This is a genomic window from Streptomyces tuirus, assembly GCF_014701095.1.
In the GTDB taxonomy this organism is placed as follows: domain Bacteria; phylum Actinomycetota; class Actinomycetes; order Streptomycetales; family Streptomycetaceae; genus Streptomyces; species Streptomyces tuirus.
In genome coordinates, this window is sequence record NZ_AP023439.1 from 3,969,844 (window position 1) to 3,995,045 (window position 25,202).

Genomic DNA, 25,202 nt, shown 5'->3' on the forward strand with positions numbered 1-25,202 from the left:
CGCACCCCGTGCGGCGGGGCTCGCTGCATCCATGGAGACCATGGAGTCGCAGCGCGGCACGGGCGCCGGCCGCGCTGGAGCGGGGCGGAGGCAGGAGCGCGGGCCCGGCTCAGACTGAGGCGTGGGGCTCTTGGGTCTCTGTCGGCGGGTGTCCGTCAGGCTCGGCACCGTCGTGCCCCTGGTGGCCGGCGGCGCGGAACTCGTCCAGGAACTCGAAGAACATCTCCATGGCGGGCCTGCCGGCCAGCTCCGCCTCACGCTCGATCTCTACAGCCCAGCCGAGGCAAGAGTGACGGCCCAGGCGCTGCCCCAGCCACTCAGAGGAGCGGCCCTGACTGCCCGGGGTCCAGAAGTTGAACGGCTCCGCGATGCCGTGGATCCCGAGCGCGACGCGGTAGCCGGTGAGCATGGAGTCCAGGTGCTGCAACGAACGGCGATTGACCCACATGCCCGGACGCAGTCGCACTTCCTCCAGGAAGTCGACTCGCCCCTCGCGACTGCACATGCCGGGTGCCGAGACTCTGCCGTGGACTCGTGAATGTTGGCGAAGTATTCTTCTATGTACATCACCAACATTGTGAGGAGGTGTCGCGTGTCTGTGACTCAGATCGACATCGACGACGACGCCCTGGAACGCGCCATGGCTCTGTCCAAGGTCAGGACCAAGAAGGAGGCGGTCAATCTCGCCCTGCGCTTCTACGCCGAGCAGCAGGAGCGTGCGGCGCGCATCAGCCGTCATTTCGAGCGTGCGCGTGAGTGGGGTGCCGTCGAGGACGCAGAGCGTCTGCACCGGGCGGAGAAGCACAGCCGGTGATCTACTTGCTCGACACGTCCGGCCTGGTCCGACTGCTCCGGGACCCAGAACTTCAGACGGCTTGGTACGACGCGATCGACGCCGGGGCCATCGCATCCTGTTACGTGCAGCGAGCCGAGTTCTTGTACCGCGCCCGGAACGCCCGCGAGTACGACGAGATCGCGGAGATGTTCACGGACCTCTACCCCGATGCGGCGGTGCCGAAGAACGCGGGGCGTTGGATCAGCGCGGTGCAGCATCGTATGGCCCGGGCTGGGGAGCATCGCAGCGCCTCGGCGGTGGACCTCGTCATCGCCGCCACGGCAGCCCACCACGGCCTCGCTGTCCTCCACGACGATGCCGACTACCGTGCCATGGCCCGGCACGCACCCGACCTGCTCGAGCACAACGTCCACGACATCGCCTGAGGCGCTCCCCACAAGGACATCGGCAACCGTCGCCGCTGCGGGGGTAGCGACATCCTTCAGCCTCGCCGTGGAACGGCGGGCTGAGGTCTCCTGGCGGAGGCAGGCTGCGAACCGCTGAGCCACAGGTCAAGGATGGGTTTCATCGCCGGGGCATTACGCCCAAGGCCACCACCCGAGACCCCCTGCCCTGGGCCGACCGTACGCGCAACTTCGGCCCTTCCGGCGAGGGTTGTTGTGTGCGGTAATCCGCAGCCACCCGGGCCGGCGCGGCCGCGTCCCCGCCGGAAAGCCAGCGGAAGAAGCAAACCCCAGGCCGCTGACCTGGGGTTCTCATGGAGCGGGTGACAAGAATCGAACTCGCGCTCTCAGCTTGAGAAGCTGCGGTTACTCGAGGCTGGCTTGAGCGCTGACCTGGGCGTACGACTGGGCAGCGCGCTCGTTGGCCAGGGCTGCTTTGACCGTCATTCCCCGCTGTACCCCGCTCGATCTGGTGCGCTTGTGGTGCGGTGCCCAGACGAATGAATACGCAGGAGGCACGTAACGATGGGTACTGACAGCAACCAGAGCCCCCGACGCCTTGGTTGAGGGCCGAGGGCTCAACGGTGGCTGGTCAGGTGAGGTCGACGAGCGTGGGCGTCACTTCGTTCTCAAGGTCGTACTCGGAGAACTCCCATGTCGTGACCACCGCGTCTTTGGGAACGCGGTAAACGAACTGCATCTCGTCGTCGAAGCCGGGCTGCAGCTGCGCGTTGCATTCCGGGTTGCCGGCGACGTCGTAAAGATCTTCGATCGTGTCGAAGCGACGACCCTGGTCGTCGATGAGCGCGTTGACGATGGGCAGTGAGCAGGTCAGGTCCATGCTGGCCTTGCCCTCGTTACTGACGACGGTCTTGAGGATGACGTATTTCGCGTCGGCGCCTGCGGGTTTGCGGGCTCCGGCGAGCGTGATGCTCTCGGCTTCCACCATCTTCGTGACCTTTACGACGGCTCCACCGTTCCGGCCCTCCTCGCCGACCTTGGAGTCTGTGCTCTGGTCGGTTGCCGCTGCAGCCCCCTCTTCGACCGCGGGCTCGGGCTCAACGGTTTCCGTCACAGTGACCGTGGGCTGTGGCTTCGCCGTGTCGTCGCCGCTGCCCGAGACGGCGATCCATGTGCCGACGATGGCGGCAGCGATGATGACCGCGCCGCCGATGATGTAGGCGTTGGTGCGGTTCTTCTTGCCGGGCTGCGGCGGCTGAGCCGGCATCGGCGGCGGCGTTATGTTGGTACTCACGATCCCCCCGGGATGGTGCTGCTGTGAGGCGAATCATCCTCCGTGAACGGCTGTGCTGACAGCGGGCGTCACAAGAGAGGGCTCGGCCTCCCCATTACCGTCTTCGTAGCCCCGCAACGGGGTTACCGGCCTTCGGAGTTGGCATGACTACCTCCCCTTGTCGAGTGCATGGCCTGGGGGGTGGTGTCACCAGCTCCGGAGGCACTGACAGACCGCTGATTAGGGGCATGACCACCGACTTCTTCGCAGGTCGGGAGGCTCTTCGTAATGTGGATGTGGCGATCAGTGCCGTGGCAGGGCCGGACGAGTACGACCGGAGGACACCGCACGTGATCGACACCGGCGACATCGACGTCTACCTCGGCCTGGACGTCGGCAAGGGCGAACACCACGCCACCGCGCTCACCCCGGCCGGGAAGAAGACCTTCGACCGTAGACTGCCCAACAGCGAACCCAAACTCCGCGAGGTCTTCGCCAAACTGCAGGCCAAGCACGGCACCGTTCTCGTCATCGTCGACCAGGTCGCCTCCATCGGCGCCCTGCCGCTGACCGTCGCCCGCGAGCTCGGCTGCCATGTCGCCTATCTGCCCGGCCTGACCATGCGGCGGATCGCCGACCTCTACCCCGGCGAGGCAAAGACCGACGCGAAGGACGCGTTCATCATCGCCGACGCCGCCCGGGCAATGCCTCACACGCTGCGGTCGGTCGACCTCGACGACGAGACGATCGCCGAGCTGCAGATGCTCGTCGGCTTCGACGACGACCTCGCCGCCGAAGCGACTCGCCTGTCCAACCGGCTGCGGGGCCTGTTCACGCAGATCCACCCGCATCTGGAACGGGTCCTGGGCCCGCGCATGCAGCACCCGGCCGTGCTCAGGCTGCTGGACCAGTTCGGCTCGCCGGCCCAGATCCGCAAGGCCGGACGCCGACGGCTCGTCACCCTGATCCGGCCGAAGGCGCCCAGGATGGCCGAACGGCTGATCGACGACGTGTTCTCCGCGCTGGACGAACAGACCGTCGTCGTCCCGGGCACGGATGCGGCCGCGCTGATCGTCCCCAGCCTCGCCTCCTCGCTCCAGGCCGTGCTCGACCAGCGCAAACTGCTGGCCCACCGGATCGAGGAACTCCTGGAGGCCCACCCTCTTTCCAAGGTCCTGATGTCCATGCCCGGCATCGGCATCAGGACCGGAGCCCGCATCCTCATCGACGTCGGTGACGGCACCGCGTTCCCGTCCGCCGCCCACCTCGCCGCCTACGCCGGCCTCGCTCCGGCGACCCGGACCTCCGGGTCCTCCATCCGCGGGGAACAGCCCTCACGGAGAGGAAACAAGCAGCTCAAACGCGCCTTCTTCCTCTCCGCGTTCGCCGCACTGGCCGACCCGGCCTCCCGCACCTACTACGACAAGAAGATCGCCCAGGGAAAGCACCACACCCAGGCCATCCTCTGCCTCGCCCGACGCCGAGCCGACGTGCTCTTCGCGATGCTCCGCGACGGCACCTTCTACCAACCACCAACCCCGACCACCCCTTGACCAAAGTCATAGGGGCACCCCCCCGTGACCGGGCCTGTTCCTGCTTGCATCACTGCGCACTGCCCCGCAGGTCATCATCTCGGGTGCGCTTGTGACACCGCCGAACTCATTGGCGCTGTATGAGGTGGACCCAACCCCCGGGGGCCGGTGACGCTCGCTCAATTCCCCCGCTTGCGCGAGCAGTCGCGTACAAGGGGCAGGCAGGTGCGTCCCCCCGTCGTCTGTCCGCTCCACGTGCGGCCCTAGTGAGGGCTGATGCAGGGATCACAGGCGCCACCTCGCACCGGATGGCCTGACGGATCCCAGTTGGCCGGACGGTGGCGCAGGGACGCACATCCAGATGACTTCTATAACGACAGGGACACGTATGTGTCGATGTTGTGTACGATGCAACCGTCTTGTGAATAGTCTTCTATCGAGACACCAGTGAACTAATCGCACGCATGTCTGGCGGAAGGCATGAGCAACCGGCGGGTGAGGGGGGCCTCGTACCGCCGGAACCGGGCACGGGGCCCGGAAGCCAGTGGGGAGCTGGCCGGAAGCTCAGGGGAATAAGCAAAATGAAGAACATAGTCGTGGCCGGACAAGGCTACGTCGGGCTTCCGCTTGCAGTGGAAGCGGTCAGGGCGGGGTACGACGTCGTGGGTTACGACGTCGACGAACAGAAGATCGCCAGTCTGCAAAGCGGAAACTCATATATAGAGGACATCGGCTCCGAGACCATCTCGGAGATCCTCCGGACGAACCGCTATACCCCCTCCTCCCAGGGCCGGGAGATGAAAGGGTTCCACGTCGCGATCATCACCGTTCCGACCCCGCTCCGGGACGGCGACCCGGACCTGTCCTACATAGAGAGCGTTGCCGAAACAGTCGGCCGGTTCATCGAAAAGGGCCAGCGCCAGACGGTTGTCCTGGAGTCGACCACATACCCCGGTACCACCAGGGACGTGCTCATCCCGATCCTGGAGCGGGTCTCGAACCTCACCGCCGGCGTCGACTTCCACGTCGGCTTCAGCCCCGAGCGGATCGACCCGGGCAACAAGGCCTGGGCCTTCCGCAACACTCCGAAGATCGTGTCGGGGCTGGGCGACGAATGCCTGCGCAGGGTCAGTGAGTTTTACAGCTCGGTGTGCGACAACGTCGTAACCGCCAAGGGGCTGGAAGAGGCCGAGCTGGCGAAGGTAATGGAGAACACCTTCCGCCACGTCAACATCGCACTTGTCAATGAGCTCGCGGCCTTCGCCGACGAACTCGACATCGACGTATGGCACACGCTGGACCTTGCCGCCACCAAGCCGTTTGGCTACATGAAGTTCACGCCGGGACCCGGTGTCGGCGGCCACTGCCTGCCGATCGATCCCGCCTACCTTGCATGGCACGTCAAGAAGCGGGTCGGCCGGCCCTTCCGGTTCGTGGAGACCGCGAACGAGATCAACCGGGCCCAGCCCCGGTACGTGGTGGACCGTCTGGCCCGGCTGCTGAACAGCCAGCGGACGTCGGTGAACGGCGCAAAGGTCCTGATGTACGGCTATGCCTACAAGAAGGACAGCTCTGACTACCGTGAGTCTCCGGCAATTGAGATTCGCGCGCTGCTCAGGTCGCTCGGTGCCACGGTCGACGTGGTCGACTCCTATGTAGCTCGTCAGGGGATCGAGGACGTCGAGGGCGCTATCGGCCCCGATCAGACTTCGCAGTACGACGTCGCTGTGATCGTCACCGATCACAGCGACGTCGACTACGAGAAAGTCGTCCAGAACTCAAAGTTGGTTTTGGACACACGGAACGTCGGTTGTGTGGCCGACAACCTAGAGCTGCTCTAGACGGAGCAGCCAGGGATACGAGACGGGAGCCCCTCCCGGGGTCCAAACCCGTCAAATCATGAATGCGTAACAACCACTTACCCATCACTATTCCTTGGGGGGTTTATATGTCTGGACGCGCGCAGCTTGCGCAAACCGGTCTGCCCGTGCTCGTCCTCGGCGGCGTTACCATCCCGTTCGGTATGTATCTGGCCCTGGCCGTCACCGTCGCCGCTCTCGGCCTCATACTCTTCCTGAAGTTCGGTTGGCGCCGCCACCTCACGGCCGGCCAGCTGGCTCCCGCGAAGGGCGCTACCACCGAGCGCCGTCGGCACGGTAAGTGAGCAGAGCACGTCGCCCGCCGGTGCTGACAGCCCATCAGCACCGGTCGGCAACCGTCCTGATGGGCATGATCATTCTTCTTCTCCTCGCTGGGTGGGCCACGCACCACACCATGACGGTTCTCGCCACCGACCCAGCGACGCGGAGCCGTGCCACCTTCGTATTCTCCGGCCTGTTCGCGATCTTCGTTATCCAGACGCTGCTGTACCACCTGGAACGCGCCCCGAGAATGACGCCGCGTATCGCCCGGCGCCTCAACGGGCTGCACGCAGCAGTCCTCGTACCCGCCTACAACGAGGACCCCGGATATCTCAAACTGGGCCTTCAGGCTTTCCTCGCTCAAACCCGCCTTCCGGACTCCGTCCACATCGTCGATGACGGGTCCACGAGCACGGACTACGCCGAGGTGCGGACCTGGTGGGAACGTGCTGCTGCGGAGAAGGGCGTGGCTACCACCTGGCAGCGCGTCCCTAACGGGGGCAAGCGCAGCGCCCAAGCCCACGGGGTGCGCGTCAGTCCCGACGCGGACATCTACGTGACGTGCGACTCCGACAGTTGCTTTGCCCCCACTGCCCTTGAGAACCTCCTGACTCCGTTCTCACGGGCCCGGGTGCAGTCCGTTGCTGGAGTCGTGGTTGCCACGAACAATCGGGCGAACTGGTTCGTACGGATCATGGACCTGTGGTTCACCGTCTGCCAGCTCGTCGACCGTTCAGGGCAGTCGGCCGTGGGTGCCGTCATGGTCAACTCTGGTGCCATCGCGGCCTACCGGGCGGGCGTCATCCGGGACAACCTCGACGGCTATCTGAACGAGACGTTCATGGGGCGCGGCGTTGGCTTCTCTGACGACTCCATGCTCACCCTTTTCGCGCAGGAACGCGGCCTGACGGTGCAGCAGCCTCGCGCGATCTGTTTCACGGCTATGCCGGAGAAGTGGTCGCACTTCAACCGCATGTACCTGCGGTGGATGCGGGGCTCAACCATCCGCTCCATCTGGCGTATGCGCTACCTGTCGGCCCGGCGTCCCGCATTTTGGCTGCACATCGTGCGCTGGGTGCAGATGATCCTCACCCAGGCCATCACGGCGTGGCTGCTGATTGCGGAGCCGATCGTCAACCGCGAGCCGCCGCCGGTCACGATGCTCATCATCCCCCTCCTCATTGGCTGGGCGCAGGGGTTGCGATACCTGAGCGTCATCCGCTCCGACGAACGGATTCGCTCACGGATCCTCACCTGGTTGGCGATGCCCGTCGCCATTGCCATCGCGTGGACAGTACTGCGCTGGCATCGCTGGTACGGGGCTCTGACGTGCCTCAAAACTGGCTGGGGCACCCGGCAGAACGGGGCTGAGGTTTCCCTGGAAACAAGCGCCACACCAGACCCGACAACGCCAAAGCTCTACGACCCGCTCGACGATTCCACACTGAAGATCAGACAGTACCGGTCGATGTCCTCGACCTCTTGACCCGTTCGATCTTTCCTCGTCCTGGCCCGGTCTCGCCTCGGGCACCGGGCCGGACGTGGTTGCCGCGTGCCGCTGCCGTCCACGCTCGTTGATGTCAGCGTTGGATGTCAGCGGAACAGCTCCGGCACCGGGCAAGCCTCCAAAGGCTCGTCCGGCCGGTCGGCCCAGCGCCACCAGACATGCAAGTTGCCTCATCAGGCGCAGCGTTGTGCCTCGGCGGTTGAGGAGCGTTGCAGAGTCAGTCCGACTCGCCCATCGTGCTGCGCAGCCAGTCCAGTGGGTCGGTCGCCAGGAGTTGGTCGGCCAGTTGGTTCGCCGTCTTCGTGACCAGGCGAGCGCGGCTGTTGTCGATCCACCGCTGTGCGTGCTGGTAGCCCTGGGCCTTGTACTCGATGCCCTGCAGCATGCATTCGAGCTTGTCCGCGTCTCGTGCGCAGATCGCTTCGGGAGATTCCCGGGACTCGTACTCGTTGATCAGATCGCGAACAGTGGAAGCGAGCACCTCGGGCATGCCTGCGACCTGGTCGGCGGTGACCACCTCGGGGTCCGCTTCACCGGCACCGTACTTCTTGGCCAGGTGGTTGACGTCCCCGGTTCTGGTCTCCTGGGAGTCGTGCCACACCGCCAGGAACGCGGCACGGGCAGGGTCTGCCCCCTCCAGCTTCGCGATGATCGACGCGATCAGCGAGGTGCGCCAGGAGTGCTCGGCAACGCTCTCCGGGTCGCGCACGCCGGCCATCCACCACCCGGTGCGCTTCGACTGCTTGAGCGTCCCCGCTTCGTACAGGAACCGTGCCACCTGGGTCAGCTCCTCGGTCACGTCGAGTCTCCTCTCACGCCTCGGCGAGGCGGATCGCATACCTGATGCTGTCCAGTTCACGGCGAGCGCGCGCCGACAACTCCCGGCTATCCAACATCACTGGAAGCCGGTCGCGCAGGGCTTGGGTCGCTGTCGTGGATCGCAGCAGGTTCGGGCGGACGGCGACCAGGGACCACAGTGAGTGGACGGTCAGGTCGACAAATCCGTGGTGGGGAGCCAGCCCATGGGTGAAGTGGGAGAGCAACTTGTCTCCGGGCCAGTGCCCTGGCTGTCCGGCTGCGATGAAGTCGTCGGACAGTTCGAGGTGGCGGTTCTCGCCCACCCAGTACGCCCAGTAGTTCAGGTTCGCGGACTCGCCGCCGTCGTCGTCCAGCAGGACGGTGTTGACGAAATGGACCATCCGCTCGCGGTCGCCGTGCCGTGCGGCAACAGCCGCTACGGAGCGGGCGTTCAACCAGTCGGGGAGCCAGCCTGCGGGCCGTTCTGTGGCCTGCTGGTGAGTGAGCCATTGGAAAGTGTCGGCCTGGTCGTCATAGCCGGACAGATACAACGCCTGTCGTCGCAGCAGGAACTGCCGCTCGCCTCGCGCCTGTTCTGCGATCTCCCGCATCCGTGCGAAGAACCTGCGCCGGTCGATGGCCGGGAGCTCGGGACCTGAGGGAACGGGTCCTCGGCGGGGCCGCCGCGGCGCGGGTAAATCCCGAATCGGCTGGGGCGGAACGCGCGTGAACGGCCATGCGAGGACCTCGACCAGGTCGCGCTGCATGACCCACGCCCCGAGCGGACTCTCTTCGGCGGATGTCTCCTCGTCCAGGGCGCCGGCCAGGAGAACGTCGGCCTCTGCCGCTCTTTCCAGGGTCTGCAGCAGGGCGGGAGACGTACCCATCTGCATGAGTCGGTGCCGGTGCACGAGCATCTGCCCGACCGGCAACGCGGGCAGGGGCCGACGCCCGGACTCCCAGCCCGCGATCGTGTCCGGCGAGACCTCCAACCGCTCGGCCACGTCGTCCTGCGTCCGGCCGAGCTGCTCCCGGATGACCCGGAATGTGTACCCGGAGATGGCCCCGATCCGAGGGCGCGAGGGCGTACCCCGACCGCCAGTGAGGGTTCGTCCTGGGAATGAAGGCACCTCAACCACCTGTCCCCGTGCGGGCCTCATCCGTACCTGTACTGCCAGTCACTACAAGCGGGCAACGGTGCTCCCTAGCGTTCATGCAGTAGCGACTCCGCAACTGAGCGTATAGGGAAGGTGCGACCGTGGATGCCGATACGGCAGCAGGTACTCAGCCGGGAGAAGCCCCGCGCACTGTCAGCGGGCTGGGTCCGGTCCGGGCGGTGGGACCCGGCAGGCTCATCCACTCCACCTCACACCGTCGCCTCGATACGGAGCACTGGCTGCTTGCGACACTGCCGGCCACGCTGCGGGAGCGGGCTCGGTGGGAGTGGGAGGAGCGCCGGGTGGCACTCCTGCCCATGGGTGGACTCTTCTCCGCCGTGCGGATGCCCGAGTACCTGCTGACTGCTCTGAGCGGCGGTGCCGAGGCCGCCTGCGTGGACGACTTCCTGGCCGAGGCCCTCGGCGGCGGGCCGGTCATCTGCGACCCGCGCTTCTCGCGGTACTACGCGCTGGTGCCCGCCGACGTGTCCACGACGCCGCACCGGATGGCAGACACCTGGCATGCACTGGGGGTGAGTTGCCTTGGTCGCGGCAGTCACCTGGGAGTGCCGCGGCCGGATGCCGTGGACAGTCGACGCCCGTCGGCCTCTTACTGGTCGGTGCCGCTGAACTCTGCGGCGATGCTGTGCACTCCGCTCATGGTCGCCCGGCTGATCGCCGCTGGGCGGAGCTGCGTGGACACGGAGCCCGAGGCGTGAGCAACACCTCGAACCCGTCATTCGCCGATACGCCGTGGACGCATGCGTACGTGCGTCTGGCGAACCACTGCATCACCTGTGCGACGTGCAGGGCCGTGGACGAGGAGGGCGCAAATCTCGGGCTTACCTGTGGGGCGGCCGATCAGCTGAGCGAGCAGTACCGGCAGGCGCGGCGCGGTGGCATCGTCCCGACCTCCCCGGCCCAGGAGGTCTCCGAATGCAGGAGCGCGACGAGAGCCAAGGACCGCTCTCATTGAAAGGACCGCTCTCGTTGATCAGAAGGGGATGGCGGGAGCCCCCGGGCGCCGGGTTCCAGGGCTGGTGCGGATGTGGTGCAGGCCCCCGCCTGCTAGGCCGGGCAACAAACAACCCCCAGGTCCCTGACCTGGGGGTTTCGCATGGAGCGGGTGACGAGAATCGAACTCGCGCTCTCAGCTTGGGAAGCTGCGATCATTTGGGGCCGGTCTGGGCGCTGACCTGGACCAATGCAAAGTCATGACTTCGTCTGGCTCAGCTGGATTCACCGTGATTCCCCGCTGCTCCCCGCTCTATCTGGTGCGCTTGTGGTGCGGCGTCCGCGTCCCTGCCTGACTCTGCTGGTCCGTCGGCATCGCCGTAGAGGCCGGCTGAAAGTAGTTCCTTGGCTGCGTCGAGCCGCTCGGCGCAGTCGGGCATGAAGATCTCGCTCAGTGCCGGGTCCAGCGTCCCGAGACGGTGTAGATGGGTGACCAGAAAGCTCCGTCGCGCTGATCCTCTCAAGGTCGTCAGATTGCGTCGGGGGATCGAACTTGCCCTCCCGCGCTCCCGCAAGCCCCCCGAATGCCTCCCACCGCCCCTGGAGACGCCGCAATCGAACCTGCCTTCTGGACACAGTTATTAGGTCAGTCAGCAGGAAGGGGAGAGCAATGAACCCGCCGAACGGATTTGGCGCCAACGGCATGGGGGTGTCCACCAACGGCTACCAGCACGGCAACCTGAGCAGGCAGCCCCCGCTGTGGTCAAGGCCATCACTGGCAAGTGAATCTACAAGTGAATCTAAGAGCGCCCGTTCCCTCCCGGGCTCAGTCCGTCGGGATGGGACGGGTCTCTCGGCCATGTCTCACTGTTGACGCAGAGGCAGATAGATCAACCACGCCAGTCGCAGATCATGATCCGTCCAGGGCTCAGACGCGCCCGTTACATCTGCTTTAGGAGTTCGATCCGTACGCGCTCCGGCGACTGGCGGCGACTGATGCGACTGCCGACCAGAGATGCTGGCGTTTGCCGTTGTCCGGCGTCGTTGATGTCAGCCATGGATGTCAGAACCTTCTGATCAGTCGCTCTTCGTCCAGTGGAGCGACGGCGCCTTCCGGCGGTCGGTCAGGCTTCGCGTCGGTTCGCTTCGCAGCGCTTGAAGAGGTAGTAGCCCACGGTCTCACCTTTGATGGCAACGTTCTGACCGGAGGACATGAACTTGTCGCGGCTCTGCTGTCCCTGCTCCACGAAGACGAAGGAACCGTTCACTAGCTCCCAACCCTCTCGGCATACGGCGTTGAGGACGACGAGGGGATCTGTCGTCTGCTTGGTGGTCGTACTGCCAACCATCGCGACGATGACCGCTTGCTGGCTCATCACGTCCATCGAGCACTGATACACAAGGTCCCCCTCCTCGAAGCACTGGCGTGCCTGACCCACAGGTGTGGACAGGAACGCCCGTCGGTCGCGCTCAAGTCGCTCGGCTTGCTGCTTCTCTTCTGCCTCCTGCCGCTTGCGCTCCTTCTCCGCAGCCGCCTGCGCCTGTTGCTCTGGGCTCTTCTTCGAGATGAATGCCATGCCGCTCCCTCCAGGTGTGACGACCGTCACGCTACCTTCATGACGTGCTCAATGACTGGCAGTCGTGACAGTTGGGCAGCGGCGCGCGTGTTCCTCCTCCAAAGCGACACACGGGAGTACTCCTTCACCCATGCATCACGGCCGCGCCAGGGATCCACATGCGCGAAGCGCGGCCGACGGCAGTCAGCCACGATGGCGGGTGCGCCGACCGATCACGCACGCGTGTGCCTCGCCGCACCCCCACCGACCTCAGCCCCGCTGCCACATCGTTGACCAGAAAGGGTTGCGCCTGCGGAAGCATGGCGGTGAGACCTTGGGCGGTGACCTCTTCGTCCCGAAGCAACTTGGGTGGGCCCTCGACCTCGGGGCCGTGCGGCTCTCACCTGCTGCGATGGTCCGCAAGCGTGCGCGGTTGTCCGCCCCTGTCCGTCGGCGTTGTCACGCAGTTAGACACTCACACGGCAAGCTGGCGGGATCTTCAGTCGCCTGCGAACCGCAAGTAGCTGCCTGGGGTAGCCGCGCAATGTTCCAGCATCGCTTTGAGATCGTCCAGCGCAGCGAGCTGACGCTCATCAGCGCAACTCCGTCTCAAGCCGTGGATCTCCTGGAGGGCAGCCGCGGCCTCCTGCTCGTTCATCAACGTGTTCCCGTACGGATCGACGGCGGTGAGCCTTCCGGGCACTCCATGGAGTTGGAGCGAGCCGAGTGCATCGGCCAGTGCGTCGCCATGCCCGTGGGAGCTCCGCAGGAGCGTTGCGCGGGACTTGCGCCAGTTGTTGCGTGCCGGCCGTGACGAGTGCAGCTCCAGATCAATCCCCATGCTTCATGATGACGCGCTGCGCTGCTGCACAGCCACAACTGATTACCGGCGGCCGTGACCTGCGGCCTCTGTATCGATCAACGTCCTGATCTGCTGCTGAGCTGTCGGCAGTTGTCGGCCTTGGTCATCGTTGAGCGCCCTTTCACGGCCCCAGGACGGCCCGGGAGGGCGCTCTTGCGCAGGTTGCGCCCGGGATGTCAGTGGCTGCCCTTACGCTGAGGGGGAGCAGCTGGCTTACTCGTTCAGAGTGGCGAGAGTACGGCCAGCAGCATGCGCGTAAGGGGATGGGGAATGGCCAGCGACCTGAATCTAGATGAGCTGCTTGCCGATCTGAGTGCCAAGACGAAGGAGGAGATCTCCAGTACTCCTGAGGTAGTCACTCAGGATTCGGTTGACGTAGCTTCACTGCCGATTAAAGCTAGAAAATGGATCAAGCTGCCGAGCATTGTTGCAGTGATGGTCGACCTTAAGAGTTCGACGAAGCTTGGCACCGGTAAGTGGGCTGCGTCTACGGCCAGTATCTATGAGGCATCTACCGGTGGAGTAGTAAAGGTCCTAAACAACTTCGATGCGGACTTTATTCAGATTCAAGGTGATGGCGCCTTCGGCTTGTTCTGGGGGGAGCGGCGGTTTGAAAGAGCCTTGTGTGCTGGTATCACGGTAAAGACTTTCAGTGTCGACCTGGGTGATCAACTCGAAGCTCGGTGGCCTAACATGCCCACCACTGGATTTAAGGTGGGTGTCGCTTGCAGCCCTATCCTCGTCAAGCGCATTGGGACGCCCAGGAACCCCGCTCAGCAGGAACCTGTTTGGGCCGGGAAGGCGGTAAACTACGCAGCTAAGTGTGCGCAGTCCGCAGATCGACACGAAATGATTGTGGCCGGATCTGTGTGGGATCGCGTCGAGAAGAACGATTACCTTTCTATTAGTTGTCCATGTAATGACGGCCCCAGTTCCGGGATTTGGGAGACCGTTGACGTTGATAGGCTCCCTGATGGTGACCCGGAAGCATCGGGGCGCAAGCTCAAGGTTGGCTGGTGCAAGGTGCACGGCCAGGCTTATTGCGAGGCTGTGCTAGCAGGCAATAAGAGGCGGCAAGATGTTGATGGTGTGCGCTCGGAACTGCAAAGAAGTCTAATGCGCGATGCCATTTTCTCCAAGGCTCAGACTGAGCGCGCGATGCGCGACGCGCGAAGAAGAGGGTTGAAGTGAGACTGAGGAGAAACGGTGGCAGTGCGCGAGGGCAGCAACCGTTGATGTCGCAGATCAATGATGAAGATGTCAGTCGATATGCGGCCTCGCTGCTTGCCACTGCGCGCGAAGAAATTGTTCGAGCCGACGGGAAAGCCTCCCTGCTGCTAGCTACGGTCGGAATCGCACTTGGTGCAATCGTCTCAGCCATTCTGTCTGGAGACTGGACGCCGTTCGAGCTGGTTAATTGTGTCGAGTGGATTTGGTGGGTGGGCGTAGCGCTGGCTGTTTTGGGTGTCGTGCTTCTTGGTTGTGCCGTTCACCCCCGAGTTGGCCGGGGTCACGACGCGCCAGACTACTTGGTCGCTTATTTTGGAGACATCGCCGGTAAGCCCAGGGCAACTTTGGAGCAACGCATTCGAGAGACGTTGAGTGCGCCCAAAGAAGCGCCACTCGATCAGTTGTATAGGGTCTCCAATCTTGCCGCGAGTAAGTACTGGTATATTCGGACGGCTCTATGGGCTCTAGCAAGTGCTATGTCGCTTTGCCCGTCGTCGCTGCTGTTGAACCTCGCGTTCTAGCGTTTGATGAAAACATAGGGCGGCGGAGTCTTAATGACCGAGTCAAGCTGCTGTAGCGGCCGGTGTCTGGCTGGCGGGCTGATGGTGAAGGGGCGGTCGTCGCGCAGGAGGGCCCAGAGGACGTCGACGCGGCGACGGGCGCGGCCAGCCGGGGCGCAGACAGACATCCGATGCGGTTGATCAGTCAAGCGGTGCTGGGGAAGGCGGTCTGCTCGTCGTAGGGGATGCGGTGGGTGAGGCAGTGGTGCAGGCAGCCCAGTAGCCGGTTGAAGAGGTTGCGTTGGGCTGCGACGTGTCGGTCTTCGGCTTGGCGGCGGCGGTCGTAGTGGGCTCGTGCTCCGGGGGATGCGGTGAGGGCGGCGAAGGCCCAGATGTAGCCGGCCGAGGCGAGGCGCTGGTTCTTGATGTGCCTGGCCAGGACGGTGGTCTTGCGTCCGGAGGATCTGGTGATGGGGGCGGATCCCGCGTAGGCCTTGAGCGCGCGTGGGCTGGTGAAGCGGGTGTGGTCGTCGCCGAGTTCGGCCAGGATGCGGGCGCCGGTCAGTGCGCCGAGGCCGGGGAAGCTGGTGATGATTTCGGCGTCCTGGTGGGTGGCGAAGGCCGTGGTGGTGGCTGCTTCGAGGTCGTCGGCGCTGGCGCAGGCCGCGTTGAACTGCCGGAGCAGCGCGAGGGTTTTGGTGCCCATGGCCTGCTCGAGCAGGGCTGGCTGGTGCATCTGTGGCTCGCGGAGCAGGGTGTGGAGTCGTTCGACTTCTCCGGTGATCTCGCGCTGGCGTCCGGCCTTCTTCAGGATGGCTCGCAGCTGTGGGCGGGTGAGCTGGGCGGCCTGGGTGGGTGTGGGGGCCGCGGCGAGCAGGGTGCGGGTGACGGGTGAGGCGAGGCCTTCGCGGAAGTGGCGGAAGACGGTGAGGAAGCCGGGGAAGTACTCGCGCAGGTGGGAGCGGAGGCGGTTGCCGGTTTGGACGCGGTCCCAGACGGCGTCCTGGTGGGCTCGGGCCAGGACGGTGATGGCCTGGGCGAGGTGGCTGTCGGCGGGCAGGGGCCGGTGTTCTGCGGGGTCGGTGCGCAGGATGTGGGCCAGGACCTTGGCGTCGAGGTGGTCGGACTTCTTGCGGCTGAGGGCGTAGCGGTCGCGGTAGCGGGCGGCGGTCAGTGGGTTGATCACGTAGATGGGTCTGCCGGTGGCGCGTAAGCAGGCGACCAGGAGTCCGTGAGAGGTCTCGATGGCGACGGGGATCGGGTGCTCTGGGCTGTCGCCGTGCCGGGCGAGCAGGTCCAGGAGCTGGCTGAGGCCGGTAGGGGTGTCGTCGATGCGGAGCTTGTCCAGGAGAAACCCGCCCAGCGTCTTACCGCACCATTAGGAGGCAGGCCGCGCCGCAGAGGCGGCGCGCGCCCGCGCCGTGCGCGGGCCTTGAACCCGTGAAGAAGGTTGTTACTCAGTAGCGGCTGTGATGCGCCACAAGGGAGCGTCGTACTGCTGCGGACGGCTGTTGATGAGCAGTTGGCGCAGGTCCTCACGCAAGGAGCCGTTGAGGTTCAGGGCCTCGGTGATGCGGCGAAACGTCGTGTGGGTGACTCCGCGGCTGTGGGCCTCGGCTTCGAACTGGTCGAGCTGGGACAGTACGGCGTCTGGCTCGAGCTGCACCGGCGGCTGGTTGTTGAGCCATGTGGCCTTGTTGCGCTCGTAGTCGATTTCCGAGTAGCCGCAGATTTCGCGGCTGTGTGCCTCGACCTCGTCCAGGGTGGCGGTCGTCAGGATGGCTCGGGCCAACTGGTTACGGGTCAGTGCCTCGTCCAGGTCGACCTCATGGACCGTCGGTCCGTCGTTGGTGAGGGGGACCGGGAGACCGGCGTCTCGCATTTCGCAGGTGCCGCGTACGCCTCGGGCTGTCGCTGCGAGCATCCCGGTTGCCTCGGAGGGGTGCCATTCCAGGACCGAGCTGATCGGCTCGACGTCCTTCGCGGTGAGGGTGTGGAGGAGCGGGCCGAGCATGCCGCGCAGTTCGTCGAGAGGGAGTTCGCCGTCGAGGCCGGGGCCCGCCACCAGGAGGCGGATGGGAGCGTTCACCTGGCAGCACGCGGCGAGCGTGAGGGCGTCGGCGAGGGGGCTCTTCAGCGTCGGCTCGTCGCCGCGGGCGAGGATGTCGCCGCCCACGTCCAGGAGGTCGATCGACTCCGGTGACAAGTGGTCCACCAGCTCTTCCAGTTGCCGAGTGACGCCCTCAACTCCGTGGCGCGGATCGATCAGCGCGACCCTGTGAGGGAGCTCTGCTGCAAGTCGGGGGAGAGCCGAGCCTGCCGGAGCGATCGGGCCGCCCTCGGCCGGCACTGTCCAAACAACTGGAGTGAGGGGCTGGAGGCCGGTGAAGTTGTCTGGCCCTCGGGGACCCGGAACCGGGTCGATCAGGAGGCGGTCCCATGCGTACGTGAGGATCACCGCCTGGTCCTCGTCGCCGTAGAGGGCTGCGTGAATCATTGCGGCGGCGACTGCGTCGCCCCCTCCTCCTGCTGCGACGATCAACCGCGTCATGCGTCTCAGCCTACGGGGTAGGGGGTTGACCACTCACCCTATAGTGGCTAGAGGCCATAGCCACTTGTATCGAGAAGCAGGCCTCAGCTCGGTAGCGGGGCGCCCGACTACTCGCCTGGGGCTCGCCTTGGGTGAGGAGGACTGATGCCCCAGATCGAGGAGGCGCAGCCGAAGTATCTCCAGATCGCGCACTACATCCGTGATCAGATTCTTCGGGGTGACCTGCGACCAGGTGACGAGGTGCCGTCCGAACGGCAGTTGGCGGCGGACTGGAAGGTGTCCCGGCCCACGGCCGCACGGTCGTTGGAGGCGCTGAGCCATCAAGGGCTCGTCGAGAAGCGTCAAGGGTCGGGCACCTACGTGCGCAGCCTCGAAGTCAACCGGCGGGCACGTGAGTTGTACGGGCGCGCTCGGCAGACCGGGAAGATCTACACACACGGCGAGTACGCCGTGATCACCTCTGCCGGTTGGCTGGAGGCCCCGGATCACGTCGCTGAGGCGCTGGGCCTGGTCAAGGACCGTCGGGCGGTGCACCGGCGGCGAGTGACCAACAACCAGGACGGGCCGATCACGCTGTCCACCTCGTGGTTCGCTCCGGACGTCGGTCAGCGTGCGCCGAAGCTCCTGGAGCCGGAGCGGATCCAAGAGGGGACGCTGCTGTACGTCGAGAACCTGACCGGACGACAGGGGAGTTACGCGGAAGATCGCATGTGTGCGCGTGCGGCAACCGAGGAAGAGGCCGCGGACCTTCAACTTGCCGCCGGCTCCGCCGTGCTGATCGTGCACCACGTCGTCTTCGACCTCCAGGACCGGCCCTTGGAGTTCGCTGAGGCCACCTACCCGCCGCATCGCTGGGCGTTCGAGCAGGGCTACCCCCTCACCTGAGGGGGCCAGTTGCGGCGAATCGCTTGCGTCCTCCAAGTGGCTAATGCCACTATCCAGAAAGTGGCTAAGGCCACTTCACTGGGGGGGCGCGGTGTGACGAGTCAACGGCCGGATCAGGGCATGCACTTACCTTGCCGGGGTTGCCGGGGCGCGGTTGGAAGCGCGTCGGCTCGCGGACGACCCTGGCGCTTGCCGCCGCCGCCGATCGCACCCGTGCCACATCAAAGCGGCGCTGCCTCGACTGCGACGGCAGCGGCAGGAAGTGAGCACCTGATGGCCTACACGATCGACCGCTACCCGTCTGAGGAATCACCGCGCCTCGGCGCGATGACCTTGCACCCTGTCGCTGAGTCCGTACCGCGGGCTCGGCGCTGGTTCCGCAAGTTCATCGCCCCGTACAACCCGGCCTGCTCCGTCGACGACTGCGCGCTGATGATCTCGGAACTGGTCACCAACGCCATCGCTTACGGCCGGTCGGACGAACCCTGGCTCGTACGGGTCGAGTGGTTCCGTGAAGGGACCTCGCTCCGAGTTGACGTGCACAACCCTGGCTTTCCGGCGGACGTGCGGCTGAGGCATCCCGACGCCAACGACTCCCACGGGCGCGGACTGCTCCTGGTCGATTCGCTGGCCGAGTCGTGGCACGCATCACCGAGCCGCTTCGGCGGAACTGTCGTTTCCTTCGTGGTGGCCGATGCCTGGCCCGGACGGTAAGAGTTCGCTCCCCTTCTATCCGAGAAGGCCGCGCTGATCTATCAGCACTCCGACGAGGAGCGCCAGGAGGAGGTCGCCGCCGACCTCGACGTCACGGTTCGGAAGGCCCGGGAAGAGGCTGCCGGAAGGCCGCCGAGAAGTCTTCTTGCGCGGCTCTGGCGCGCGGCCAGTGATCACCCCGGACAGCAAAAGGGCCCAGGTCTCTGACCTGGGCCTTCTTCGTGGAGCGGGTGACGAGAATCGAACTCGCGCTCTCAGCTTGGGAAGCTGATGTTCTACCATTAAACTACACCCGCGTAAGACGCCGACCGGAGTCGGTGTCGAATGCTCGCTCACTCTACCTCATGCCAGGCCTCCGGCGTTCGCGCCGCGGGGCCTGAGTGCGTTTCAGGGATGGGATGCGGCTGCGGGGGAACGGAGTTGGGGCGTACGGTGGTCGGGCGTGAGAGGGTCCGGGCGGGACCGGAGTGCCGCCTGGAGGGGCGTCCCTTTGATCCCGTACTGTGGCTTTTGTCGTCAGGCGAGAAACAGCCAGACGCGGCTCTGGGGAAGGGACTCTGGGACTTGATGGAGCGCACCGTCGTCCGTTGTGCCGATGGGCACGTGTTCAGCACCGCTTCGTTCCCGATGCAGCAGGCCGAGCGGCTCGGCCCCGGGCGGCTGCTCCGGTGCCCGCGATGTGCGCGGCTCCGGAGCGTGGTGCCCGTCAGCCATCAGAAGCAGTAGCGGCGACAGCAGCGGCAGCCGCAGCGGCAGCACGGCCGGTGCGGTAGCGGACAAGCAGTAGGCAACAGGCACAAGGCGCGCGGAGACGTCCGGTTGTGGTCGCTCCGCGCGCCTTGCGTATCCTCGGGGCGTGCTTCTCTCAGACAAAGACATCCGGGCCGAGATCGATGCAGGGCGGGTGCGGATCGACCCGTACGACGAATCGATGGTTCAGCCGTCGAGCATCGATGTGCGCCTCGACCGCTTTTTCCGGGTGTTCGAGAATCACCGGTACCCCCACATCGACCCCGCCATCGAGCAGGCCGACCTGACCCGGCTCGTGGAGCCGGAGGGCGACGAGCCGTTCATCCTGCACCCCGGGGAGTTCGTCCTCGCCAGCACGTACGAGGTCATCACCCTGCCCGACGATCTCGCCTCCCGGCTGGAGGGCAAGAGCTCGCTGGGGCGCCTGGGGCTGGTGACGCACTCCACCGCCGGGTTCATCGACCCCGGCTTCAGCGGTCACGTGACCCTGGAGCTGTCCAACCTCGCCACCCTGCCCATCAAGCTCTGGCCGGGCATGAAGATCGGGCAGCTGTGCATGTTCAAGCTCAGCTCGCCCGCCGACTTCCCGTACGGCAGCGAGCGGTACGGGTCCCGGTACCAGGGGCAGCGGGGGCCGACCGCCTCCCGGTCCTTCCTCAACTTCCATCGGACCCAGGTGTGAGCGGCACGAGCATGAGTGACGTACGGGAGAACCTGACCTACGAGAAGTTCGGCGTCGCCGTGCGCGAGCTCGCGCAGACCATCGCCGACGACGGCTACGAGCCCGACATAGTCCTGAGCATCGCCCGCGGCGGTGTCTTCGTGGCCGGCGGGCTCGCCTATGCCCTGGACTGCAAGAACATCCACCTGGTGAACGTGGAGTTCTACACCGGCGTCGGGACGACCCTCGAGATGCCCGTCATGCTCGCGCCCGTCCCCAACGTGATCGACTTCTCGCAGAAGAAGGTGCTGATCACCGACGATGTCGCCGACACCGGCAAGACGCTCAAGCTGGTGCGCGACTTCTGCCTCGACACCGTCGCCGAGGTGCGCAGCGCCGTCGTCTACGAGAAGTCCCAGTCGCTCGTGAAGTGCGAGTACGTGTGGAAGCGCACCGACGACTGGATCAACTTCCCGTGGAGTGTCGAACCGCCCGTGGTGCGGCGGGCCGGCCAGGTGCTCGACGCCTGACCGGCGGAAGACGGCGACAGAGACTGATACAGAGAGGGGCTCCCCGTGGGGAGCCCCTCTCTCGTGCCGCAGAAGAAGCGGGCAGAAGAATCAGACCGTGCCCAGCTTCACGATCGACAGCAGCGCGATCAGCTGGATCGCCGACGCGCCCAGCGCCTTCGGCCAGGGCAGGTCGTGGGAGCGGCTGACCATGAGGGTCAGCAGGGCGCCGCCCGCGACCCAGGTGGCCCAGCCCAGGAGCTGGACGAACGTCGCGTCGCCGCCCGCGAACATCGCGAAGACCAGGCGGGGCGCGTCCGTGAGGGACATGATCAGCATGGACAGGCCGACCGTGGGCTGCCAGGCGCCGTCGCCGCCGAGCTGGCGGGCCAGCGTGTGGGTGACCACGCCCAGGACGAACGCGCTCAGCACCATCGCGACCGCCGTCGTCAGGACGATCGGGACCGCGTTCGACAGTGTGGCGTTTATCGCATCTTCGCGGGCGCCGTCGAAGCCGAACACGGCGAGCAGGCCGTAGAGGAACGTGACGATGAGGGCCGGGCCCCACATCGAGTAGTCCCGCATCTGGAGGAAGGTCTGGTTGGGGGCGAGGACGATCCCCCGGAGCAGCTGCTTCCAGTGCAGGCGCGGGCCGACCGGGCCGGGCGCCGGGGCCGCCGCGCCGGCGCGGTAGGTGTCGCCCTGTGTGTAGGGGTCCTCGCCGACCGAGAAGGCCTGGGTGTGGCCCGGGTTGTTCGCTGCGTACGGGTCGTGCGGACCCTGCGGGCCGGCTGGGTACGCGCCGTCGCCGAAGTACTCCGGCTCGCCCTGGCCGCCGTAGCCGCCGCCGTGCCCGGCGTTCGGCTGCGGCCACGTGGGCCCGCCGCCGTTGCCGTACGGCTGCTGCCGCGGGTACGGCTGCGGCGCCGGCGGGGAGCCGTACGGCGGTCCCTGCGGCGTCTGCTGCCCGTACGGAGGGTTGTGCGGTCGCGTCTGAGGAGCGCCGTTGTTCCGGCCGCGTCCGATCCTGAATCCAGCCACGTCTTCGAACGTACCTGGTCCCCGGCGGTGGTGTGCCGGGCCCGGGCTTCCGGGCCCGGCTTTGCGGCCGAGCTGTGACATCCCTTAAGGGGAAGGGGCTTTGGGTGTCCGTGGGGTGTCAGGGTTCGGCCGTACGGGCCATGTCCTGGGCCCTGTCCCGGGCCATCGGGGGCGGGCCATGCCCCGGGCCATGTCCCGGGCCATCGGGGCGGGCCACGGCCCGGGCCCTGTCCCCGGCCATCTAGGCCGACCGCGGGGCATCGCCTCCGGGACGGCCCGTGTAGCCCCCCGGTCGGGCCCGGCCAGGCCCGGCCAGCCCCGTTCAGCCCCCGTCAGTCCGCGAAACCGCCGCCCAGCTCCGGCAGGGTGATCGCGCCGGTCTTCGTCGGGACCGTGCTCGTGCCGCGCATGAGGAGCGCGCCGCCCGCCGCGCCCACGGCGAGGTCCGCCCGGCCGTCGGCGGTCAGGTCGCGCAGGCGGAGGGTGTAGCCGAAGGCGGCGTGGGAGTCGGCGGGGCCGAGCACCGTCTGGGCGATCCACGAGGAGCGCGCGCCGCTGAGGCCGCCGGAGCCGCCGCGGAAGACGTGGACGCCGCCCTGGTCCTCCTCGCCGTCGACGTCCTCGTGCGGAACGCCCACCGCGAGGTCCGCGTAGCCGTCGCCGTTGGTGTCGGCGGCCGAGATCGCGTAGCCGAAGTTGTCGTCGGCCTCGGGGCTGCCGGAGACGCCGGAGGTGGCCTGGGTGAGGGTGACCGATGTGCCCGGGCCCGACGACGTGCCGCGCCAGATCGTGACCGCGCCCTTGCCCTTGTCCTTGTCGGGCACGCCGAGCGCGATGTCGCCGTAGCCGTTCTTGTCGAAGTCGCCGATGACGGGGCTCGGGTAGAGGCCCTCCTGCCGGTCGCTGAGGGTCTTGGAGGCGCCCGAGGCGAGGCCGGAGGAGGTGCCCTTGAGGTACCAGGCGCGCTCGCGGATCTGGCTGTCGTTGATCTCCGTGCCGATCACGACCAGGTCGGTCTTGCCGTCCCCGTCGACCTTTCCGGCGGCGAGGGCGGTGGAGGACCAGCCGCCGGAGCTCTTGTCGATCTTGCTGACCTTGCCGGTGGTGCCCGACTTGGTGAAGGGGCCGCGGTACAGCCACGCCTCCTCGCCGCCGATCACGGCCAGGTCCGGGGAGCCGTCGCCGGTGAAGTCGCCGGTCGCCAGGTCGCGGCCGAAGTGGCCGGCCGCGCCGCCGACGGGGGCGATGTTGGTGCCGCCGGACAGGCCGGACTTCGAGCCCCACAGGACGGTGACGGTGCCGCGGTAGTCGTCGCTGCCCACGTGCTCGGTGGGGTTGCCGACGACGAGGTCCGCGTAGCCGTCCTTGTTGAGGTCCGCGCTGGCGAGGGACGCGCCGAACTGGTCGTCCTCCTCGCCGGAGCCCGGTACGCCCGCGCTGTCCTGGTGCAGGTACTTCGGGTGGGCGGTGTCGAGGCCGGTGGCGGTGCCGTACACGACGGTGATCGTGCCGCCCTCGCGGTCGACGTCGTTGTAGCCGCCGTAGGCGAGGTCGCGGCGGCCGTCGCCGTTGAAGTCGTCGTAGTGCTTGGCCACCGCCGCGGCGGCGGGGCCGGTGAGGAACACGGGGGTGAGGCCGGTCGCCAGCAGGGCGGCGACCAGGGCGGTCGAGGTCGATCTGCGCATGGGGATCTCCTGGTTCGTCAGCCGATGAGGCCGGCGCCGAACGCGCCGTAGGAGCGGGTCCGGCCGAGGCTGCCCGGGCCGAGGGTGCGGGCGCCGTCGCTGATGGGGCCGGGGGCGGGGGCACGTAGGGCGGTGCGCTTGCTCATCGGGATCCCCTTCGGGTCGGCGGTCGGCGGTCATCGGTTGGCGGTCGGCGGTGGTCGGTTGCCGGTGGGCGGTCGGCTGGTTGGAGGGGGCTCGTCGGCTCAGGAGTTGAGCGCGGTGCCGTAACCCGGGGTGCCGGCCGTCGAGATGCCGGTGGTGCCCGGGCCGAAGCTCGTCGAGCCGGAGGTCGTCGGGCCGGTCGCCGTGGCGCGCAGGGACCAGACGGCGCCGTCGCCGGCGTTCTCGCCCGGCGCGGAGACGGACAGGTCGGCGCGGCGGTCGCCGGTGTGGTCGGTGAGCGTGACGCGCTCGCCGAACCGGTCGCCCGCCTCGGAGGCACCCGGCACACCGGCGGTGTTCTGGGTGTACGACGTGGCGCCCTTGGTGGTCAGTCCGGACGCCGAGCCGTACAGCACGGTGACGGCACCGGCGGAGCTGTTCTCGCCCGCGGTGCCGACGGCCAGGTCGGCGTACCCGTCGCCGTTGATGTCGCCGAGCGACACGCCGCTGCCGAAGCGGTCGCCCTTCTCGGCGGCGCCGGGCACACCGGCGGTGTCCTGGGTGAGGACGAGCGGGGCGCGGCCGCTGTCACGGCCGTCGGGTCCGCCGTAGACGACGGTGACCTTGCCGCCGAGGGCGCCCCCGGGGTCGGCGGAGGCCTCCCGGTCGTTCCCCACGACGATGTCGGCGTGGCCGTCGCGGTCGATGTCGCCGACGGCGGAGACGAACCCGGCGGGCAGCTTCTGCAGCCAGTCGACGTAGTTGCCGATCTTCATGTCGGCGAGGGACGTGGCGGCGGCGCCGTCGTGCGCGGTGCGGCCGTGCAGGACCACGCGGGGGCGGCCGTCGCCGGCGACGTCGCCGGAGGAGAGGTGGGTGACGCCGTTCGACGACGACCACCAGTCGTTGCGCGAGCCCGAACCGCCGTTGGACGCGCTGGTCTTGGTGATCGGGCCGTTCACGAGGGAGAGGGTGACCGGCCCGGTGGAGCCGACCGCGACGTCCACGTTCCCGTCACCGTCGAAGTCGCCCGCGGCCAGCGTCCGGCCGTACCGGTCGTAGTCGGTGCTGAAGAAGCTGAACAGCGTGCGGGCCCCGGACAGGCCGGACGGCGAGCCCCAGACGATGGTGACCGTGCCGTCGTTGCTGTCGCTGCCGTCCTCACCGGGCGTGCCGACCAGCAGGTCGGCGTAGCCGTCGGTGTTCAGGTCGGCGGAGGCGAGCGCGGAGCCGAAGGCGTCGTCGGCCTCGGCCGTGCCCGGCATGCCGGCGGTGTTCTGGGTGAGGAGCGTGCGCGTGGAGCTCTTCGGGCCGCTCGAGCTGCCGTAGACGACGCTCACGGCGCCCGCCTTCGCCTGCCCGGCGACCGTGGCGCCCGGCGCGCCGATGGCGAGGTCGGTGCGGCCGTCGCCGTTGAAGTCGTAGGGGGCGGCGGCCGGCACGGCGTGCGCGGCCGGGGCGGAGAGGGTGAGGGCGAGCGGGGTCAGGGCCGCGGCGAGGACGGTGGAAGCGATACGGGTACGCATGGGGGTACGTGCCTCACGGGGAAGTC

At 66.8% G+C, this 25,202-nt stretch carries 26 protein-coding genes, 1 tRNA gene and 1 pseudogene; 15 read left to right on the top strand and 13 right to left on the bottom strand.

Annotated features, from left to right (window positions below; genetic code table 11):
• Nucleotides 1-109: 109 nt before the first annotated feature.
• Nucleotides 110-505: a hypothetical protein gene (locus IGS69_RS18265; RefSeq protein WP_232543566.1), complete on the bottom strand. Its 396-nt coding sequence runs from the start codon at nt 503-505 to the stop codon at nt 110-112.
• 87 nt (nt 506-592) lie between these two features.
• Here IGS69_RS18265 and IGS69_RS18270 point away from each other — a divergent pair, with 87 nt between their 5' ends.
• Together IGS69_RS18270 and IGS69_RS18275 are read left to right on the top strand one after the other, a co-directional pair.
• Complete coding sequence (locus IGS69_RS18270) at nt 593-814, top strand: type II toxin-antitoxin system VapB family antitoxin (protein WP_105973854.1); 222 nt, start codon at nt 593-595, stop codon at nt 812-814.
• Nucleotides 811-1,221 (top strand): PIN domain-containing protein, encoded by a 411-nt coding sequence (locus IGS69_RS18275; protein WP_190901116.1) that lies wholly within the window; start codon nt 811-813, stop codon nt 1,219-1,221. The genes IGS69_RS18270 and IGS69_RS18275 overlap by 4 nt, the downstream gene beginning before the upstream one ends.
• 610 nt (nt 1,222-1,831) lie before the next feature.
• Here the strand turns inward: IGS69_RS18275 and IGS69_RS18280 are convergent.
• The gene (locus IGS69_RS18280) at nt 1,832-2,494 is read right to left on the bottom strand and encodes a hypothetical protein (protein WP_190901118.1); all 663 of its coding nucleotides are present in this window, start codon (nt 2,492-2,494) and stop codon (nt 1,832-1,834) included.
• 329 nt (nt 2,495-2,823) lie between these two features.
• Between IGS69_RS18280 and IGS69_RS18285 the strand changes: the two genes are divergently transcribed.
• The 4 genes from IGS69_RS18285 (at nt 2,824) to IGS69_RS18300 (ending at nt 7,632) form a co-directional block, all read left to right on the top strand.
• Nucleotides 2,824-4,026: an IS110 family RNA-guided transposase gene (locus IGS69_RS18285; protein WP_385865423.1), complete on the top strand. Its 1,203-nt coding sequence runs from the start codon at nt 2,824-2,826 to the stop codon at nt 4,024-4,026.
• 560 nt (nt 4,027-4,586) lie between these two features.
• Nucleotides 4,587-5,846 carry a nucleotide sugar dehydrogenase gene (locus IGS69_RS18290; RefSeq protein ID WP_190901128.1) on the top strand — a complete coding sequence of 420 codons (1,260 nt, stop codon included), beginning with the start codon at nt 4,587-4,589 and terminating at the stop codon, nt 5,844-5,846.
• 107 nt (nt 5,847-5,953) lie between these two features.
• Nucleotides 5,954-6,169: a hypothetical protein gene (locus IGS69_RS18295; RefSeq protein WP_190901131.1), complete on the top strand. Its 216-nt coding sequence runs from the start codon at nt 5,954-5,956 to the stop codon at nt 6,167-6,169.
• 65 nt (nt 6,170-6,234) lie between these two features.
• Nucleotides 6,235-7,632: a glycosyltransferase family 2 protein gene (locus IGS69_RS18300; RefSeq protein ID WP_232543567.1), complete on the top strand. Its 1,398-nt coding sequence runs from the start codon at nt 6,235-6,237 to the stop codon at nt 7,630-7,632.
• A 238-nt stretch (nt 7,633-7,870) separates the two neighbouring features.
• On the opposite strand, the gene IGS69_RS18305 is transcribed toward IGS69_RS18300, so the two are convergent.
• Complete coding sequence (locus tag IGS69_RS18305) at nt 7,871-8,452, bottom strand: HD domain-containing protein (RefSeq protein ID WP_190901132.1); 582 nt, start codon at nt 8,450-8,452, stop codon at nt 7,871-7,873.
• Between the two features lie 13 nt (nt 8,453-8,465).
• On the bottom strand, nt 8,466-9,611 hold the full coding sequence (locus tag IGS69_RS18310) for a helix-turn-helix domain-containing protein (protein WP_190901134.1): 1,146 nt from the start codon (nt 9,609-9,611) through the stop codon (nt 8,466-8,468).
• Nucleotides 9,612-9,910: 299 nt separating this feature from the next.
• Here IGS69_RS18310 and IGS69_RS18315 point away from each other — a divergent pair, with 299 nt between their 5' ends.
• A complete protein-coding gene (locus IGS69_RS18315; RefSeq protein ID WP_232543568.1) occupies nt 9,911-10,327 on the top strand; it encodes a hypothetical protein in 417 nt (138 codons plus the stop codon).
• Nucleotides 10,324-10,584, top strand: coding sequence for a hypothetical protein (locus IGS69_RS18320; protein WP_190901136.1), 261 nt, complete (start codon nt 10,324-10,326; stop codon nt 10,582-10,584). The genes IGS69_RS18315 and IGS69_RS18320 overlap by 4 nt, the downstream gene beginning before the upstream one ends.
• 1,102 nt (nt 10,585-11,686) lie before the next feature.
• Here IGS69_RS18320 and IGS69_RS18325 read toward each other — a convergent pair.
• A complete protein-coding gene (locus IGS69_RS18325; RefSeq protein WP_190901138.1) occupies nt 11,687-12,139 on the bottom strand; it encodes a hypothetical protein in 453 nt (150 codons plus the stop codon).
• A 478-nt stretch (nt 12,140-12,617) separates the two neighbouring features.
• Nucleotides 12,618-12,959 (bottom strand): hypothetical protein, encoded by a 342-nt coding sequence (locus IGS69_RS18330; protein WP_190901140.1) that lies wholly within the window; start codon nt 12,957-12,959, stop codon nt 12,618-12,620.
• Between the two features lie 291 nt (nt 12,960-13,250).
• On the opposite strand from IGS69_RS18330, the gene IGS69_RS18335 reads away from it, so the two are divergent.
• Both IGS69_RS18335 and IGS69_RS18340 read left to right on the top strand, forming a co-directional pair.
• On the top strand, nt 13,251-14,171 hold the full coding sequence (locus tag IGS69_RS18335) for a hypothetical protein (protein WP_190901142.1): 921 nt from the start codon (nt 13,251-13,253) through the stop codon (nt 14,169-14,171).
• 44 nt (nt 14,172-14,215) lie between these two features.
• On the top strand, nt 14,216-14,731 hold the full coding sequence (locus IGS69_RS18340; RefSeq protein ID WP_190901144.1) for a Pycsar system effector family protein: 516 nt from the start codon (nt 14,216-14,218) through the stop codon (nt 14,729-14,731).
• 184 nt (nt 14,732-14,915) lie between these two features.
• Here IGS69_RS18340 and IGS69_RS18345 read toward each other — a convergent pair whose 3' ends face one another.
• Entirely contained in the window at nt 14,916-16,073 is a 1,158-nt protein-coding gene (locus IGS69_RS18345) for an IS110 family RNA-guided transposase (protein ID WP_190904549.1), read from the bottom strand.
• 90 nt (nt 16,074-16,163) lie between these two features.
• Nucleotides 16,164-17,261, bottom strand: coding sequence for a DUF1152 domain-containing protein (locus IGS69_RS18350; RefSeq protein WP_190901146.1), 1,098 nt, complete (start codon nt 17,259-17,261; stop codon nt 16,164-16,166).
• A 144-nt stretch (nt 17,262-17,405) separates the two neighbouring features.
• On the opposite strand from IGS69_RS18350, the gene IGS69_RS18355 reads away from it, so the two are divergent.
• From IGS69_RS18355 to IGS69_RS35300, 3 genes and pseudogenes are all read left to right on the top strand, one after another.
• The gene (locus IGS69_RS18355) at nt 17,406-18,146 is read left to right on the top strand and encodes a GntR family transcriptional regulator (RefSeq protein ID WP_190901148.1); all 741 of its coding nucleotides are present in this window, start codon (nt 17,406-17,408) and stop codon (nt 18,144-18,146) included.
• 273 nt (nt 18,147-18,419) lie between these two features.
• Nucleotides 18,420-18,860, top strand: a complete 441-nt coding sequence (locus IGS69_RS18360) for an ATP-binding protein (RefSeq protein WP_190901150.1) — start codon at nt 18,420-18,422, stop codon at nt 18,858-18,860.
• Between the two features lie 18 nt (nt 18,861-18,878).
• Nucleotides 18,879-19,067: pseudogene (locus tag IGS69_RS35300) on the top strand (hypothetical protein); the annotation flags it as partial.
• Nucleotides 19,068-19,082: 15 nt separating this feature from the next.
• Here IGS69_RS35300 and IGS69_RS18365 read toward each other — a convergent pair.
• Nucleotides 19,083-19,156, bottom strand: a tRNA-Gly gene (locus IGS69_RS18365).
• Nucleotides 19,157-19,716: 560 nt separating this feature from the next.
• On the opposite strand from IGS69_RS18365, the gene dcd reads away from it, so the two are divergent.
• Nucleotides 19,717-20,292: a dCTP deaminase gene (gene dcd / locus IGS69_RS18370; protein ID WP_190901152.1), complete on the top strand. Its 576-nt coding sequence runs from the start codon at nt 19,717-19,719 to the stop codon at nt 20,290-20,292.
• An 11-nt stretch (nt 20,293-20,303) separates the two neighbouring features.
• Nucleotides 20,304-20,801, top strand: a complete 498-nt coding sequence (locus IGS69_RS18375; RefSeq protein ID WP_190901154.1) for a phosphoribosyltransferase — start codon at nt 20,304-20,306, stop codon at nt 20,799-20,801.
• A 90-nt stretch (nt 20,802-20,891) separates the two neighbouring features.
• Here the strand turns inward: IGS69_RS18375 and IGS69_RS18380 are convergent, their stop codons facing one another.
• From IGS69_RS18380 to IGS69_RS18390, 4 genes are all read right to left on the bottom strand, one after another.
• Nucleotides 20,892-21,902: a Yip1 family protein gene (locus tag IGS69_RS18380; protein ID WP_190901156.1), complete on the bottom strand. Its 1,011-nt coding sequence runs from the start codon at nt 21,900-21,902 to the stop codon at nt 20,892-20,894.
• A gap of 251 nt (nt 21,903-22,153) precedes the next feature.
• On the bottom strand, nt 22,154-23,506 hold the full coding sequence (locus IGS69_RS18385; RefSeq protein ID WP_190901158.1) for an FG-GAP and VCBS repeat-containing protein: 1,353 nt from the start codon (nt 23,504-23,506) through the stop codon (nt 22,154-22,156).
• 17 nt (nt 23,507-23,523) lie between these two features.
• Nucleotides 23,524-23,652 carry a hypothetical protein gene (locus IGS69_RS34970; protein WP_269783177.1) on the bottom strand — a complete coding sequence of 43 codons (129 nt, stop codon included), beginning with the start codon at nt 23,650-23,652 and terminating at the stop codon, nt 23,524-23,526.
• Nucleotides 23,653-23,751: 99 nt separating this feature from the next.
• The gene (locus IGS69_RS18390) at nt 23,752-25,176 is read right to left on the bottom strand and encodes an FG-GAP-like repeat-containing protein (RefSeq protein WP_190901160.1); all 1,425 of its coding nucleotides are present in this window, start codon (nt 25,174-25,176) and stop codon (nt 23,752-23,754) included.
• Nucleotides 25,177-25,202: the final 26 nt, after the last annotated feature.